The organism is Cryobacterium sp. PAMC25264 (assembly GCF_019443325.1).
Classification (GTDB): domain Bacteria; phylum Actinomycetota; class Actinomycetes; order Actinomycetales; family Microbacteriaceae; genus Cryobacterium.
Map to the genome: position 1 here is coordinate 3,872,916 of NZ_CP080383.1, position 16,008 is coordinate 3,888,923.

Below are 16,008 nucleotides of genomic sequence, written 5' to 3' on the forward strand. Positions count from 1 at the left end.
GGGGAGCTGTACAGATGAGCATCGAAGACGACGCCGTCGAGATTCGCGCCCAGGGCTGGCGCACGCTGGCGGCTCTGCACGGCCGCATCGAGACCGTTCTGGAGCGCGCCCTACAGGGTGGGTTCGACCTCTCGGTGGTCGAGTTCACGGTGCTCGACGCGCTCAGCCGCCAGCACGGGTGGCACATGCGGATGCAGCAGCTCGCCCGTGCCGCCGCACTCTCCAGCAGCGCCACGACCCGCCTGGTGAACCGGCTGGAGGACCGGGCGCTACTCACCCGCATCCTCTGCGCCGACGACCGCCGCGGCATCTACACCGAACTCACCGAGGCCGGCAAGGCCCTGCTCGCCCGCGCTCGCCCGGTCTATGACGAGGCCCTGGCGGATGCGCTGGCCGACGCCGAGGAAGAGCCGGAACTCGGCCCGCTTGTCGACGCCCTGCACCGCCTGCCCGACCTGGCACGCGCGACCGCCTGACCCCGCGCGGTCGTTCGCGACTTGCCGCAAGAAACCTTTTCGGATGCGCTGAGGGGGCACTTTGCGGCACGTCGGCGACGAGGCAGGGGCATACGGGCGGCTCGGAATCGTGGGTGCGTCAGTCGGGGGCGTGCGCCTCGAGGAATTGGTAGACCTCGGTGGGGTCCACTCCGGGGAAGGTGCCAGTGGGCAGCGCCGCGAGCAGGCTCGTGGGGTACGGGCCACGGGCCAGGACTGGCCTTCCCAGCGGCCGGACAACTCGTCCGGCGCGCGCCGGCAGCAGGACTCGTCGGGGCAGCGGGACACGGCGCGGTTGGTGGTCTCCCGGCCGCGGAACCAGTTGACGTGGGTGAACGGCACCCCGACGCTTACGGAATAGTCGCCCTCCTTGGCCTTCTCGATGCGGGAGGTGCACCAGAAGGTGCCGGCCGGCGTATCCGTGTACTGGTACCAGGGGCTGAACCGGTCGGGTACATCGAAGACCGTGCGCGCGGTCCAGCTGCGGCAGACCGTGCTGCCCTCAACCGCGCCCAGGGCATCGCTGGGGAATTGCACGTCGTCGTTCTCGTAGGCCTTGATGATGGTGCCCGACTCGTGCACCTTCATGAAATGCACCGGGATGCCCAGGCGTGCGGTGGCCAGGTTGGTGAAGCGGTGCGCCGCCGTCTCGTAGGAGACCGAGAAGGCATCCCGCAGGTCTTCGAGCGAGATGCGGCGGGCGGCCTTGGCGTCGCTGAGCATCCGCAGGGTGTCGGTTTCGGGCAACAGGATGGCCGCGGTGAGGTAATTGGTTTCCACCCGCTGTCGCAGAAAATCGGCGTAATTTCCGGGTTCGGAGTGGCCGCAGAGGTGGCTGGCGAAGGCTTGCAGGATCGGCGAGCGGCTGTCGCGGGAGGCGGCCTGCTCGGTAGGCAGATAAATTCGGCCGTTGCGCTTGTCGGTGACCGACCGGGTGGAGTGCGGCAGGTCGCCCACGTAGTGCAGGGTGAAGCCGAGGTGGGCGGCCATATCGGCCACCACCTGGTGCGACACCGGGCCGCCGGAATGCCCCACCGCGGTGAGCAGCTCGAGAGCCTGGGCCTCGAGCTCGGGGAAGTAGTTGTCGCGCGCCCGCATCTCGGCGCGTAGCTGGGCGTTGGCCCGCCTGGCTTCCTCGGGCGTGGCGGCGCGCTCGCGGTGCAGCCGCTCGATCTCGTTGTGCAGGGTGAGGATGGTCTGCAGCGTCTCGTCGGGCTGGCCGGGGCCGACCCGGAAGCGGGGCAGGCCCAACGCCGTGAACACCGGCCCGCGCTGGGCGCGCTCCACGGCGATCTCCAGGGCTGCCCGCGGGCTGGGCGCGTCGGCGCGCAACAGTTCGTCGACAGTGGTGTCGAGCGCGGCGGCGATCAGCCGCAGCATCGACAGCCGGGGCTCGCGCTTGCCGTTCTCGATCATGGAGATCTGCGACGGCGCCCGGTCGACGGCCGCGGCCAGGGTGTCCAGGGTGAGGCCGAGCCGGTGCCGGCGGTCCCGCACCCTGCGGCCCAGGGTGAGCGCGTCGATCCCGGCGTCAGCGTCTGTGCTGCCGGCCGGCCCCGCGGGCAGGTCGGCTGAGGGAACGGTTGGGTGAGCGGCGCGATCGACGGTGACCATGTGCTCATGCTCACACGCGGTGATTGTTCACACAACCGGAAGAACTCAGTTTCTTCTTTCGTGTGGGCAGTCGATGAGCCTCCGATCGGGACTCAGAGTGGGTGCAGGCAGCAACCGGGAAGGACTTTCCCGGGGGGAGCCACCGATCCGCAATCCGTGAATCCGCAATCCGTAAATCCGCAATGTCGCAGACCGAGGAGAACACCATGACGAACCCCACCACAACCGGGCCCACATCCGGCCGCCCCGCATCCCGCCCCGGCGACCAGACTCAGACGGCCGCCGAGCTCGCACTGGAATGGGCCGCCGACCCCCGCTGGGAGGGCGTGCGCCGGGACTACACCGCCGACGACGTGATCACCCTGCGCGGTGCCGTACGGGAGGAGCGCACCCTGGCCCGCCGCGGCGCCGAGAAGCTCTGGGACCTCATCCACGAGAACGGCACCCCGGAGAACCCCGAGTGGGTGGCCGCGCTCGGCGCCCTCACTGGCAACCAGGCCGTGCAGCAGGTGCGGGCCGGGCTCAAGGCCATCTACCTGTCCGGCTGGCAGGTCGCCGCCGACGCCAACCTCTCCGGCCAGACCTACCCCGACCAGTCGCTCTACCCGGCGAACTCGGTGCCGGCTGTGGTGCGGCGGATCAACAACGCGCTGCTGCGGGCCGGCCAGATCGAGGGTGCGGAGGCCTGCGCATCCGGTACCGACGCCACGAACAACGGCACCGGCATCGACTGGATGGCGCCGATCGTCGCCGATGCAGAGGCCGGCTTCGGCGGCCCGCTGAACGCCTACGAGCTGATGGCCTCGATGATCGAGGCCGGCGCCGCGGGCGTGCACTGGGAAGACCAGCTGGCCAGCGAGAAGAAGTGCGGCCACATGGGCGGCAAGGTGCTTGTGCCCACCGGCCAGCACATCCGCACCCTGAACGCGGCCCGGCTGGCGGCGGATGTCGCCGGTGTGCCGACCGTCATCATCGCGCGCACCGACTCGCTCGCGGCCACCCTCATCACGAGCGACATCGACGAGCGTGACCAGAGGTTCCTCACCGGTTCCCGCACTGCCGAGGGGTTCTACGACACCGCCAACGGTGCCGACGTGGTGATCATGCGCGGCCTGGCCTACGCGCCGTACGCCGACCTGCTCTGGGTGGAAAGCAGCGAGCCCGACCTCGAACTCGCCCAGCGCTTCGCCAGAGAGATCCACGCGCAATTCCCCGGCAAGAAGCTCGCCTACAACTGCTCGCCGTCGTTCAACTGGAAATCCCACCTCGACGACGACCAGATCGCCGCGTTCCAGCGCGAACTGGCGGCATGCGGTTACGCCTTCCAGTTCATCACCCTGGCCGGTTTCCACGCCCTCAACCACTCCATGTTCACCCTGGCCAAGGACTACTCCGAGCGTCAGATGAGCGCCTACGTCGATCTGCAGGAGGCCGAATTCGCCTCCGAAGCCGACGGATACACCGCCACCCGCCACCAGCGGGAGGTGGGCACCGGCTACTTCGACCGGATCGCCACAGCGCTCAACCCCACCAGCGCCACCCTCGCGCTGGCCGGATCCACCGAGGCCGAGCAGTTCTAGCCGGCCCCGCCCGACATTCGCATCGTTTCGAAGGAGAAACCGATCATGACCACACCACCGCTATCCACCGCTCCCGGGACTGTGCACCGGGTCTCGACAGGCTCGACCACCGCGACTGGCTCGACCACCGCGACTGGCTCGACCACCGGGCCCCGCACACCGAGCGCACCCCGGCCCGCCCGGGCGTTCGGGGAGACCAGCACCGGGAGTTTCGCCACCATCCGCCCGCACTTGGAGATCACCGGGGAGCTGGGCGACCGCTATGACGAGATCCTCACGCCGGCCGCCCTGGAGTTCCTCGCCGAACTGCACGACAGGTTCGCCGGCACCCGGCACGACCTGCTGGCCGCCCGGCTGCAGACCCGGGTGGATGCCGCGAACGGCCGGGACCCCCGATTCCTGCCGGAGACGGCGCACATCCGGGACGACCCGTCCTGGCGGGTGGCCGGCCCCGGCCCCGGCCTGCAGAATCGGCGGGTGGAGATCACCGGCCCGACCGATCGCAAGATGGCCATCAACGCACTCAACTCGGGTGCCAATGTGTGGCTGGCCGACCAGGAGGATGCGACCAGCCCCACCTGGGCGAACGTCATCGAGGGGCAGCTCACGCTGGTCGACGCCATCCGCGGCACCCTCACCTACGACGGCCCCGACGGCAAGGCGTACCGGGTGACCGGCGCACCGTCCGACCGGGTGGACGGCGCCCGGCCGGGGACGACACCGACCATCGTCATGCGGCCACGCGGGTGGCACCTGGTGGAGAAGAACCTCACCTTCGTCGACCGGGCCAACCGACGGATGCCGGCTTCCGGCAGCCTGGTGGACTTCGGCCTGTACGCGTTCCACAACGCGCACCGGCTGATCGAACAGGGCAGCGGGCCGTACTTCTACCTGCCCAAGCTGGAGAGCCACCTCGAGGCGCGGCTGTGGAACGACATCTTCAGCCACACCGAGGACCACCTGGACCTCGGCCACGGCAGCATCCGGGCCACGGTGCTGATCGAGACCATCCAGGCCGCGTTCGAGATGGAGGAGATCCTCTACGAGCTGCGCGACCATTGCGCGGGCCTGAACGCCGGGCGTTGGGACTACATTTTCAGCATCATCAAGACGTTCCGCGCCCGGGGCCGCCGGTTCGTGCTGCCCGACCGCCGGGAGATCACCATGACGGTGCCGTTCATGCGCTCGTACACCGAGCTGCTCGTGGCCACCTGTCACCGGCGCGGCGCCTACGCGATCGGCGGGATGAGCGCGTTCATCCCCAATCGGCGGGACCCGGCCGTGACCCAGCGGGCGCTGGAACAGGTTGCCGCCGACAAACGCCGGGAGGCCGGCGACGGCTTTGACGGCACCTGGGTGGCGCATCCGGACCTCATCCCCACCGCCAGGGCCGAGTTCGATGCCGTGCTCGGCGACCGGCCCAACCAGCTGGACCGCACGCGGGACGACGTGCAGGTCACCGCGGCCGACCTGCTGGACGTGGCGTCGGCCGGCGGCCAGATCACCGAGGCCGGGGTGCGCGACAACGTGCGCATTGCCCTTCGCTACATCGAATCCTGGCTGCGAGGGGTGGGCGCGGCGGCCATCGACAACCTGATGGAGGACGCCGCCACGGCGGAGATCTCCCGGTCCCAGGTCTGGCAGTGGATCCACGAGAACTCCGCGCTCGCCGACGGCCGCCGGATCGACGCCGAGTGGGTCGCCGGGCTGGTCACGGAGGAGATGGCGGCGCTGCCGCGCACGCCGGGAGACCGCTTCGACGACGCGCTCGAGGTCTTCCGGGCTTCGGCGCTCGAGCCGGAGTTCCCGACCTTCCTCACCGTCGCCGCGTACGCCCGCTACCTGTAGGCGTCCGGCACCCGCACCCGCACCCGCACCCGGCCCCGTCGGCACCCGCGACGGGGCCGTTTGCGCGCCGGGAAACCTGCTGCGAAGCTGGGATCGTGACCGACACCACCCCAACAGAAGCCGCCCAGCCCGCCGCGCAGCCCACTGCCACCCCGGCCGCTGCCGGGGTGCGCATTCGCTCCGCCCGGCCGGATGAGGCCGCCGCGCTCGCCGAGCTGGCCGCCGCGACGTTCGCGTTGGCCTGCCCGCCGCACACCAGCGCCGACGCGATCGCCGCGTTCCTGGGCGACGTCCTCGCCCCGGCTAACTTCGAGGCCTTCCTCGCCGACCCCGACCGGCTCCTGCTCGTCGCCGAAACCGGCGCGGGCACGTTGGTGGGGTACACGATGCTCGTCTTCGGCGAACCACACGACGCGGATGCGGCCGGTGCGATCCGCATCCGCCCCACCGCCGAACTGAGCAAGTGTTACGTGCGCGCCGAGGCGCACGGCAGCGGCACGGCAGCCGCCCTGATGGCGGCCACGCTCGACGCCGCCCGCCAGCGTGGGGCGGCCGGCTCCTGGCTCGGCGTGAACCAGGAGAACGTGCGGGCCCTGCGCTTTTACGGCAAGCACGGCTTCGAACGGGTGGGCGTCAAACGGTTCCTCGTGGGTGAGCGCTACGAGGACGACTACGTCCTCGAGCGCCCCCTCTAGCCCCGTTCTCCTCCCGCGAACTGTGAGTTAAGCCCCAAATCCGGCTCTCCTGACTCTTCCGTGGGTCATTTCCGGCCCGGGAGGGCTGGTCGGTGGCCGCCGAGGCTGAGCATGGCGAGGCTGATGAGGGCGTCAGGTGAGGCGAAGCCGAACGCGATTCTGGTGAGGAGTCTGATTTTGGTGTTCATGGATTCGATGCGGCCGTTGGAGAGGTTGTGTTCTATCGAGGCGAGGATCGCGACGCGGTGCTTCACGATGCTTCGTTGCAGCTTCACGAACGCGGGGATGCGGCAGCGGCGAGCCCAGGCGACCCATTTGTCGAGGGCTTCCTTGGCCTGGTCGAGCGGGAGTTTGAAGATGACTCTGAGGCCTTCTTTGAGGTAGTAGGCGCGGGCCAGTCGGGGGTCGGTTTGGACGATCCAGGCCAGCTTGGTTTGTTGTTTCTCGGTGAGGTTCTCGGGGTTTTTCCAGAGCGCATAACGGCTGTTTCTGATGCCGGCCGCGCGAGCGCTGTCGGGGCGTTCGGGGGCTCCGTTCCGGGGTCGGCCGCGGCCCCGCGCGGCGTCATTGATGCGGGCGGCTTTGCGGGCGTCGTTCCAGGCTGCGCGGCGGACTTCGTCGAGGGCTTCGGTGGCCCATTTGACGACGTGGAACGGGTCCGCGCAGCGCACCGCGTTCGGGCAGCGGGCCGCGACAACGTTGGCGATCCAGGCCGCACCGTCCGCGGAAACATGCGTGATCTGTGCGGAACGCTCGGGGCCGAGGGCGTCGAAGAACGTGCCGAGGGTGGCTTTGTCTTGGCCCGGTGCAGCCCAGACGAGACGACCGGTGTCGTGGTCCACGACGATGGTGAGGAACTTGTGGCCACGCTTGTAGGAGATCTCATCGATCCCGATGCGGGTGAGGCCATCGAACGGGTCGTGCAGGGTCGCGGCGTCGTCCCAGACCCGGGTGACGATCGCGCCGACGGTGCGCCAAGCGATGCGCATCAACGCGGTAACCGCGGTCTTGGAAGACTGCGTAGCCAGCCACGCGACGTGGTCGTCGAAGAGGTAGGTATGTCCGGCCTGGTGCCGAGCCCACGGCACCGACGCGACCGTGACGCCATGCTCACGGCACGCCACCCGGCGGGCGTCTGCCTCGAGAACGACCTGGATGATGCCAGCATCCAGGCTCCGCCAGCGTCGTCGACCCTCACCACGGTCGTAGCCTGGGCTGCGCCGGTGGCACAGCCCACACCGGTTCCGGGCCGCTTTCATCGGCCGGACCGCGACGACCAAAACGCCCGCATCGTCGTCGTAATCGACGTCGTCAACGATGGTCTTTTCGACACCGAGCAGAGTCCGCCATATCCTTGCAGTACGCACGCCGTTTTCCGTTCTTCAGTTTCCAACCTTTGACAGTCAGAAACCTAGACAGAAAGCGGCGTGCGCTCGTTAAGCCACGCGGAAACCACCCACGGATATGTCAGAAGAGCCCCAAATCCGGGGATTTTGGGTGCTTAAGTCACAGTTCGCGGGATTGGGGGCGGGCGGACTTGACCTGCTCGTAGGCGGCCAGGGCGGCGCGGCGGGTCTCGCCGAGGTCCACGATCGGGTCGGGGTAGGCATCCGTGCCCCACTCGGGCACGTTCTGGCGCACGTACTCGTTGTGCGGGTCGAACTTGGTCGCCTGCAGCTCGGGGTTGAACACCCTGAAGTACGGCGCCGCATCCGCGCCCGAACCGGCCACCCACTGCCAGTTGAACGGGTTGCTGGCCTGGTCGGCATCGACCAGGGTGTCCCAGAACCATTGTTCGCCGAGCCGCCAGTCGATGAGCAGGTTCTTGATCAGGAACGACGCCGTGACCATGCGCACCCGGTTGTGCATGGTGCCGGTGCGCCACAGCTCACGCATACCGGCGTCGACCAGACGGATGCCGGTGCGCCCCTGCTGCCAGGCGGCCAGGGCCTGCTCGTCCAGCGGCGGCCAGGGGAACGCGTCGAAGCCGGGGCGCAGGTTGGCCGTGGCCAGATCCGGCGCGTGGAAGAGCACGTGGTGTGCGAACTCCCGCCAGCCCACCTCGGTGAGGAACCGGGTGGCGCTGGTGGCGGCCGCGCCGGTGAGCCCGCGGCGGGCAACGTCGGTGGTGTGCCAGATCTGGTGCGGGCTGATTTCGCCCCAGCGCAGGTGCGGCGACAGCCGCGAGGTGACCTGCTGGGCGGGGATGTCGCGATCGGTGCCGTACGCCGGAAGGGACTCGTCGAGGAAGTCCGCCAGCAGCTCCTGCGCCGCGCTCTCGCCGGGCGTCCACGCCTCGCGCAGCCCGCCCGCCCAGTCGGGACGGCTGGGCTCCAGTCCCCAGGATGCGAGATCGTCGCTGGGGACGTCGGCACCGGCACCGGCATCGTCGAGGCCGTCCGGCGCGGGGTAAGGCGCCCGGGGCGGCGGAGAGTTAGTGCACGCCCGCCAGAACGGGGTGAACACCGTGTAGGGAGTGCCACCCCGGTTTTGATGGTCCACGGTTCGAAGAGCAACGAACCCGCGAAGCTGTGCGCCACGATGCCGGCATCGGTGAGCCGGGTCTTGACCGCGGTGTCGACGTCGCGTTCCGCCTGGCCGTATCGCCGGTTCCAGAACACCGCACCGGCCCCGAGCTCGTCGACCAGGCCGTCGATCACATCGCCGCCCGGGCCCCGGCGCAGCACGAGCCGCCCGCCGAGCGCGGCAGTGTCGGCCGCCAGCGAGGTGAGGCTCTGGTGCAGCCACCACTTCGAGGCTCCGCCGAGAGGGCGGATGCCGGGCGACACCTCGTCGAGCACGTAGACCAGAACCAGGGGACGACCGCGTTTCACCGCGGCGGTGAGGGCCGGGTTGTCGCCGAGGCGGAGGTCGTCGCGCAGCCAGACCAGCGAGGGCCCGTCGGGCCGGGCCGGGCCGGGCGCTGCGGCGGCGTCCGTGCCGCTCACGCGGCGCTCTCGTCGGCGTCGGACACCCGGAGCACGATCTTGCCGCGGGTGTGCCCACCCTCGAGGGCCCGGTGCGCGGCGGCGCCGTCGGCCAGGTCGAAGACCTGATCGATGTTGACCCGCACTGTGCCGTTGTCGATCAGGGTGGTGATGTTCTCGAGCGCCCGGGCGTCGGCGGCGACCTTGTAGCCGGTGACACGCACGCCGACGGCAGCGGCTTCGGCCTGCATGGTCGGCCAGCTGCCGGTGGGCGCGTTCACGAGCAGCCCGTCCGGCCGGAGTACCGTCAACGATCGCGTACCGGTCTGATCGTGCACGTTGCCGATCAGGTCGATCACGCTGTCGATGTCCCGCAGTTCGTCGTCGAACCGGGTGGTGCTGTAGTCGATCACGGCGTGGGCGCCCAGGCGGTGCAGAAACTCGACCGACGCCGTGGACCCCGTGGCGGTGACGTGGGCGCCCAGGTGCCGGGCGAATTGCACCGCGAAGTGGCCCACGCCGCCGCTGCCGGCGTGCACGAGCATCCGCTGACCGGGAGCCGCGCCGGCGAGGGTCACCATGCCCCACGCGGTCAGGGCGGCGAGGGGGATGCCCGCGGCCTCCACATGGCTCACCGCGGCGGGTTTGCGGGCCACCGACATACTCGACACGACCACGTACTCGGCGTAGGTTCCGTCGATGCGCGGCGGCCGGGCCATGCCGTAGACCGCGTCACCGGGCTGTAAAGGGAAGGTGTCATAGGGGGAGCGCACGACGATGCCGCTGAAGTCGTTGCCGAGCACCACGGGGAAACCCGGGATCGCGGCGGCGGCGCCCGACCCGGCCCGGGTCTTGGCGTCGATGGGGTTGATGCCGGCGGCGAGCACCCGGATGAGCAGCTCGTCGCTGACCGGGACGGGCACGGGCAGCTCGGTGAGGTGCAGTTCCTCCGCACCACCGGTGCGGTCGATCACGAGGGCGCGCATGTGCGGGGGCAAGGCCGGGGAATAAGGCATGGTCCTATTCTGCGTCACGGACGGGTCGGTGCGCAGGGGCCGCCGCTCGCTCAGGCGGCCAAACGGGGGGTGGCTGCGGGCGCAACGATCGGCCGGTCTTGATCGGCCTAGTCAACACCGTGCTGACCGGCCCGGTGAAGGCCTGGGCCGTGCCGCTCGCCGCGCTCGGACTCTTCGGCTATGCGGGAGTGATGGTCGTCGGTGGCCTCATCGAGGCGCGTGCCCGGCGCGCAGCGCGGCCGGGCGGGTCGGACCGGGCCGCTCAGCGACCGTAGTCGTAGGGCGGCGGGGCGTCGGCGCGCTCACGCTCACGCTGGTGGTTGAGCAGGTCGATCAGCTGGTCGGCGAACCGCACCAGGATGCTGATCTGGTCGTCGTCCCGGTCGATCCACCGGCACTCGGGTACGGCGGAACGCGGCACGAAGTTGTCGTGTTCCTCCCAGACCAGCAGGGTGCGGTCGGCGCCCAGGACGTACTGCTGCCACCAGATCTGACGCAGGTACGAGCGCGGGATGCTGCGCCACGGCTTGCTCGTGGTCTTGATCTCGGCGAGCTCGAAAACCCCGTTTCCGCCCAGTCCCAGACCGTCGGGCGTGGCCAGGTGGCGCGGCTGTCCCGCCGCGTGGAAGAGGTTGGTACTCGGTTCGATGCCATAGTTCGCCAGCACCCAGGCCGCGATCTCGGGCTCCCGGGCTCGCCCGTGGTCGGTGTACGGGTTGCCGCCGAAGCCGCTGCCGTTGATCTTCTCCCTGGCCGCGGCGTGCACCGATTTCTCGGTGGCGAGCTTGGCGACATCCGTTGCGGTGATGCCCTGGCTGCGCGCCCGGAGCCACGCGACCCGGTTGGTGGAGTCGGCGACGATGCGGGTGAGATGGGTCAGGCCCGGTGCGGTGACCGCCGGTGCGGGGGCCGTGACGGATGCGCCGGCCGGGACGCCCGTGCGATGCAGCGAGAGGGGGATCTGCTCGTCCAGCTCGAAGAGGGACAGCAGGGCATCGGACACGTCTTCCATTCTGCTCCGTGCGGGAGGCGACGGCGGACACCCCGCCGCGCTTGGACGCCACAACTGGGCAAACCCGCCGGATCCACGGGGGATCCGGCGGGTTCGCGCGCGACTCGACCGGGATGCGCCGGTCGGGTCAGCCGATCTCCGTGACCACGCCCTGCTTGATCAGGAGGCGGCGCTCGGCCCGCTTCGCCACCGCGGTGTCGTGGGTGACCACGATCAGGGTGAGGCCACGGTCGCGCCAGAGCCCCACGAGCAACTCCATGATCTCGTCGCGCGTCTGCTCGTCGAGGTTGCCGGTGGGCTCGTCGGCCAGCAGCACGGCCGGTTCCTTCACCAGGGCGCGCGCGATGGCGACGCGCTGCTGCTGGCCTCCGGAGAGCTCGGCCGGCAGGTGGCTGCCGCGCTCGCCGAGTCCCACCGACGCGAGCGCCGCGCTGGCCCGGGACGTGCGTTCGGCCGCGGGGACGCCCAACGGGGCGAGGGCGGTTTCCACGTTCTCCTGCGCCGTGAGGGTGGGGATCAGGTTGAAGCCCTGGAACACGAAGCCGATCTCCTGCGCCCGAATCTTGCCGAGGGGGCCGTCACCGAGCTTGGAGAGGTTCGAGGTGCCGAGCTCCACGGTTCCGTCGGTGGGCCGGTCGAGTGCCCCGAGCATTTGCAGGAGTGTGGACTTACCGCCGCCGGTGGGGCCCTGGATGGCGACCATCTGAGCGTCGGGAATGGACAGGGTGACATTGTTGAGGGCTGTCACGGAGCGTTTGCCCTGGTCGTACTTCTTGGTGACGTTGGTCAGTTGATACATGGCTACGAGGTTCCTTCTCTGGGTTCAGAAAACGTGGGCAGGCGCATCAGGCGATGCTGCGGAGGGCTTCGGCCGGTCGCAGCCGTGAGGCGCGCCAGCCGCCGATGGCGCCGGCCAACAGGCCGCCGCCCACGGCCAGCCCCACGGCGAGGAGGATGACCGAGAGGGTCACCGGAACCTGCAGGACGATATCGCTGGTCACGGTTTCCGCGGCCTGCTGGCCGAAGCCGCCGCCGCCCGGCATCCCCCTGGTGCCGGCCTCGGTGGCCGCCGCCCCGGCGGTCAGTGTGGGAGCGACCAAATTGATAACGAAGATGCCGATCAGGCCGATAACGATGCCGACGACGCCGCCGATCAGACCTTGCACGAGGGACTCGCCGGCCACCTGCCGCACGATCCTGCCGTTCGACCAGCCGATGGCCTTGAGGGTGCCGAACTCACGGGTGCGCCGGGTGACGCCGGAGATGGTGAAGAGGATGGCAATCAGGAATGCGGCGGCCAACACGATGAGCGACAGCCACAGGCCGAGGTTCTTCACCAGGTCTGAAGCGCTGGAGAGCGAACCGGACACGCTCGACGCGAGATCGGACTGGGTCTGCACGGTGGCGTCCGGGAGGGCGGTCTCGATGTCGGTCTGGATCTGGTCGATGTCGGTGGACGATGCGGCCTGCACGTAGACGTCGGTCACCTGGCCGTCGAGTCCAGAGAGCGACTGGGCCACGTCGAGGGGAATGTAGACGTTGGAGGCCGTGGCGGCATCCGCGCTGGACGCGCTGACCAGGCCGACGACGGTGAAGTCGGTGCCCGCAATGGCGACGGTATCGCCCACGACGAGCTCGGCCGTGGTGGCGTAGCTGGCGTCGAGCACGGCGACATTGGTACCCGCATCGGTGCTTTCGAGGCTACGGCCGTCGGTGAGGCTCACGGCGGACAGCGGGCCGACGGCCTCATCGGCCGGGTCGAGGCCGAGAACGGTGAACGAGTCGACGCTGAACGAGCTGCCGCCGGCGCCGTCCGGGCCGCCGCTGGGCGGGGTGCCGCCGGCCGCCACGTCGCCGCCGGTGGACATGCCGCCGCTTTCGGAGAATTCGGGCAGGGCGCCGTCGAAGGTCGTGTTGCTCAGGGACAGAGTGGCCGCCGCTGCGGTGACGTTGTCGATGCCGCTCACGGTGTCGAGGGCTGTGGAGTCGAAGGAGGTGGTGCCGCGGTCGACCGAGAGTCGGGCCTGGCTGACGGTGGTGGTGCCGTCGGTGGTGGCACCGTCCTCCGCGCCGAAGTCGAAGTTCTGCGGTCCGCCCGTGCCGGCCTCACCCTCGGTGGGCGCCGTGGGGGTCTGGCTCACAGTGATGTCGGTGCCCACACCGTAGACCGAGGCGAGCACGGTGGACTGGGCCAGTTGCACGCCGCTCGAGACGGCGTTGACGATAATGACCAGGGCGATGGCGAGCGCCATGCCGATGGCGACGATGGCGGTCTGCTTGCGGCGACCCGCCAGTTCTCGGCGCAAATAGGTGACAAACATCGATTCTCCAGTCCGGGCGGGGAGGGTCCCGCCGTCATGGGTTCGAAGTTAGGCAACGTCGTTATGGCCGGACTATGGCGCGACTATGAATCAGCCCAGGGAATCGCCCGGCTCGGGGGGGCGCGCGCATCCGTTCGGCGCGTGCACAGAGTCACCGTATGCATCCCATAGCCGGTTCATAGGAAAGCCAGGGATACTTCTTCCCATGACACCACGAGCGAACGAACAGTCGGCCCACGGACCGCGCCTACGCAAGGCCGACGGCTCACCCATCCGCGTGCTCGTCGTCGACGACGAGCCCACGCTCACCGATCTGCTCTCGATGGCGCTGCGCTACGAGGGCTGGGAGGTGCGCACCGCGGGTGAGGGCCGGGCGGCGATCACCCTCGCTCGCGAGTTCAGGCCCGACGCCATAGTTCTCGACATCATGCTGCCCGACATCGACGGTCTGCAGGTGCTGCAGCGGGTGCGGGCGGATGGCTACGAGACGCCGGTGCTCTTCCTCACCGCCAAGGACTCCCTCGACGACCGCATCGCGGGCCTCACCGCAGGCGGCGACGACTACGTCACCAAGCCGTTCAGCCTGGAAGAGGTCGTGGCCAGGTTGCGCGGACTCATCCGCCGGTCGACCCTCGCGGTCTCCGACTCCACAGACCCCGGATTACCGTGGGCGACCTCACCCTCGACGAGGACAGCTACGAGGTGTTCAGGGCCGGCGAGCAGATCGAGCTGACGGCCACGGAGTTCGAACTGCTGAGGTTTCTGATGCGCAACCCTCGCCGGGTGCTCAGCAAGGCCCAGATCCTCGACAGGGTCTGGAGCTACGACTTCGGCGGCAGGTCGTCGGTGGTCGAGATCTACATCTCCTATCTGCGCAAGAAGGTGGATGCCGGGCGGGAACCGATGATCCATACCGTGCGCGGCGCCGGATACATGCTGAAGATCGCCGGATGAGTCCGCGGTCCGCCCGGCCGCCGGCCCCGGTCATCGCCACCCGCAGCGGCCGGGCACCCTGGACCCTGCGCCGCCGCCTGGTCGTGGCCGTGGTGGGACTGCTCGCCCTGGTCAGCCTGGTGATCGGTGTCGTGAGCGTCGCCATCCTGAGCGCGAACCTGATGGACGGGCTGGACAGCCAACTCGAGAACACCGCGGAGCGCTCGAGCGCCCTGTTCGTCCGCGGCCCGGGCGGTTCTGCCAGCGACGTTCTGAACGGACCCTCGCAGCAGTCGGGCACGCTCGCGCTGGTCTACGACGGCAGCACCGTCACGGCCGGGTACACCGACCAGAGCGGCACCGTCGTAGGGCTCACCAACGACCAGGTCACTCAGCTGGTGACCGAGCTGGACACGGCCGTGCGGAACGGGCAGACCTCGGAGCCGTTCACCGTGGACCTCGGCGGCGATGTGGGGGAGTACCGGGTGATGGCCGAAACCGCCCGCACCGGACCGCTCTTCCTGGTGGGTCTGCCGGTGTCCTCGGTCACGGGAACGGCCACCCAACTGGCCGTCATCATCGCCCTGGTCTCCCTGGCCGGCATCGTGCTGGTGGCTTTCCTGGCCACCGCCATCGTGCGGCTGGCCCTGCGCCCGCTGCAGCGGGTGACCGAGACCGCGACACGGGTCTCGGAACTGCCGCTGGACCGCGGCGAGGTGCTCCTGGTGGAGCGCGTGCCCGCCGCCGACACCGATCCGCGCACCGAGGTGGGCCGGGTGGGCTCGGCGCTGAACCGCATGCTCGACCATGTCGACATCGCCCTGGAGACCCGGCAGGCCAGCGAGAACAAGGTGCGCCAGTTCGTTGCGGATGCCAGCCACGAGCTGCGCACCCCGCTCGCGTCGATCCGCGGCTACTCGGAGCTCACCCGGCGTAGCGGCCAGGATCTGCCGGACGACACCAAGCACGCCATCGGCCGCATCGAGAGCGAGTCCATCCGGATGACCGGCCTCGTAGAAGACCTGCTGCTGCTCGCCCGGCTCGACGAGGGCCGAGAGCTGGAGCGCGAACCCGTCGACCTCACGAGCCTGCTCGTGGACGTGGTGAGCGACGCCCACGCGGCCGGCCGCGACCATGTCTGGGACCTGGACCTGCCCGAAGAGCCCGTGCTGGCGGCCGGCGACGGCCCGCGCCTGCACCAGGTCTTCGCGAACCTGCTCGCCAACGCCCGCGTGCATAACGAGCCCGGCACCCGGGTGGAGGTTGCGCTCGCCACCGAGGGCGACCGGGCCGTGGTGACGGTGACGGATAACGGCCCCGGCATCCCCGAGAACCTGCGGGCCACCCTGTTCGAGCGGTTCGCCCGCGGTGACAGCTCCCGGTTCCGGGGCACCGGCGGCAGCACGGGCCTCGGCCTCGCGATCGTGCAGGCCGTCGTTCAGGCCCACCACGGTGACGTCACGGTGGACAGCCGGCCGGGCCGCACAAATTTCCGGGTGGAGCTGCCGCTGGCCTGAGCCGGTCTGGCCGGTCCGGGCGCTGGCCGGGTCCGGCCGCACACCGCTCAG

General features: G+C 69.7%; 11 protein-coding genes and 3 pseudogenes. 7 read left to right on the top strand and 7 right to left on the bottom strand.

The window, feature by feature from the left end; all coding sequences use genetic code 11:
* Positions 1-14 precede the first annotated feature (14 nt).
* Entirely contained in the window at positions 15-476 is a 462-nt protein-coding gene (locus KY500_RS18215; protein ID WP_120338336.1) for a MarR family winged helix-turn-helix transcriptional regulator, read from the top strand.
* 118 nt (positions 477-594) lie between these two features.
* On the opposite strand, the pseudogene KY500_RS18220 reads toward KY500_RS18215, so the two are convergent.
* Positions 595-2,108, bottom strand: a pseudogene (locus KY500_RS18220) (helix-turn-helix domain-containing protein).
* A 206-nt stretch (positions 2,109-2,314) separates the two neighbouring features.
* Here KY500_RS18220 and aceA point away from each other — a divergent pair.
* The 3 genes from aceA (at position 2,315) to KY500_RS18235 (ending at position 6,231) form a co-directional block, all read left to right on the top strand.
* Positions 2,315-3,688: an isocitrate lyase gene (aceA, locus tag KY500_RS18225; protein ID WP_219901718.1), complete on the top strand. Its 1,374-nt coding sequence runs from the start codon at positions 2,315-2,317 to the stop codon at positions 3,686-3,688.
* A gap of 45 nt (positions 3,689-3,733) precedes the next feature.
* Positions 3,734-5,536 carry a malate synthase A gene (gene aceB, locus KY500_RS18230; RefSeq protein WP_219901719.1) on the top strand — a complete coding sequence of 601 codons (1,803 nt, stop codon included), beginning with the start codon at positions 3,734-3,736 and terminating at the stop codon, positions 5,534-5,536.
* A gap of 95 nt (positions 5,537-5,631) precedes the next feature.
* Positions 5,632-6,231 carry an N-acetyltransferase family protein gene (locus KY500_RS18235; protein WP_370626847.1) on the top strand — a complete coding sequence of 200 codons (600 nt, stop codon included), beginning with the start codon at positions 5,632-5,634 and terminating at the stop codon, positions 6,229-6,231.
* 65 nt (positions 6,232-6,296) lie between these two features.
* Here the strand turns inward: KY500_RS18235 and KY500_RS18240 are convergent, their stop codons facing one another.
* The 3 genes and pseudogenes from KY500_RS18240 to KY500_RS18250 form a co-directional block, all read right to left on the bottom strand.
* Positions 6,297-7,598 carry an ISL3 family transposase gene (locus tag KY500_RS18240; protein ID WP_219901511.1) on the bottom strand — a complete coding sequence of 434 codons (1,302 nt, stop codon included), beginning with the start codon at positions 7,596-7,598 and terminating at the stop codon, positions 6,297-6,299.
* 139 nt (positions 7,599-7,737) lie between these two features.
* A pseudogene (locus KY500_RS18245) lies at positions 7,738-9,179 on the bottom strand (deoxyribodipyrimidine photo-lyase).
* The gene (locus tag KY500_RS18250; protein ID WP_255579564.1) at positions 9,176-10,174 is read right to left on the bottom strand and encodes an NADP-dependent oxidoreductase; all 999 of its coding nucleotides are present in this window, start codon (positions 10,172-10,174) and stop codon (positions 9,176-9,178) included. Before KY500_RS18250 ends, KY500_RS18245 begins: the two are co-directional and overlap by 4 nt.
* Positions 10,175-10,272: 98 nt before the next feature.
* Here KY500_RS18250 and KY500_RS18255 point away from each other — a divergent pair, with 98 nt between their 5' ends.
* A complete protein-coding gene (locus tag KY500_RS18255; RefSeq protein WP_219901720.1) occupies positions 10,273-10,449 on the top strand; it encodes a hypothetical protein in 177 nt (58 codons plus the stop codon).
* Here KY500_RS18255 and KY500_RS18260 read toward each other — a convergent pair.
* From KY500_RS18260 to KY500_RS18270, 3 genes are all read right to left on the bottom strand, one after another.
* A complete protein-coding gene (locus tag KY500_RS18260) occupies positions 10,437-11,186 on the bottom strand; it encodes a YqaJ viral recombinase family protein (protein WP_219901721.1) in 750 nt (249 codons plus the stop codon). The two genes, KY500_RS18255 and KY500_RS18260, sit on opposite strands and share 13 nt — an antisense overlap.
* 127 nt (positions 11,187-11,313) lie before the next feature.
* Positions 11,314-11,985, bottom strand: a complete 672-nt coding sequence (locus KY500_RS18265) for an ABC transporter ATP-binding protein (protein ID WP_219901722.1) — start codon at positions 11,983-11,985, stop codon at positions 11,314-11,316.
* Between the two features lie 46 nt (positions 11,986-12,031).
* A complete protein-coding gene (locus KY500_RS18270; protein WP_219901723.1) occupies positions 12,032-13,507 on the bottom strand; it encodes an ABC transporter permease in 1,476 nt (491 codons plus the stop codon).
* Between the two features lie 205 nt (positions 13,508-13,712).
* Here KY500_RS18270 and KY500_RS18275 point away from each other — a divergent pair.
* Together KY500_RS18275 and KY500_RS18280 are read left to right on the top strand one after the other, a co-directional pair.
* A pseudogene (locus KY500_RS18275) lies at positions 13,713-14,461 on the top strand (response regulator transcription factor).
* Positions 14,458-15,957 (top strand): HAMP domain-containing sensor histidine kinase, encoded by a 1,500-nt coding sequence (locus tag KY500_RS18280; protein WP_219901724.1) that lies wholly within the window; start codon positions 14,458-14,460, stop codon positions 15,955-15,957. Before KY500_RS18275 ends, KY500_RS18280 begins: the two are co-directional and overlap by 4 nt.
* Positions 15,958-16,008: the final 51 nt, after the last annotated feature.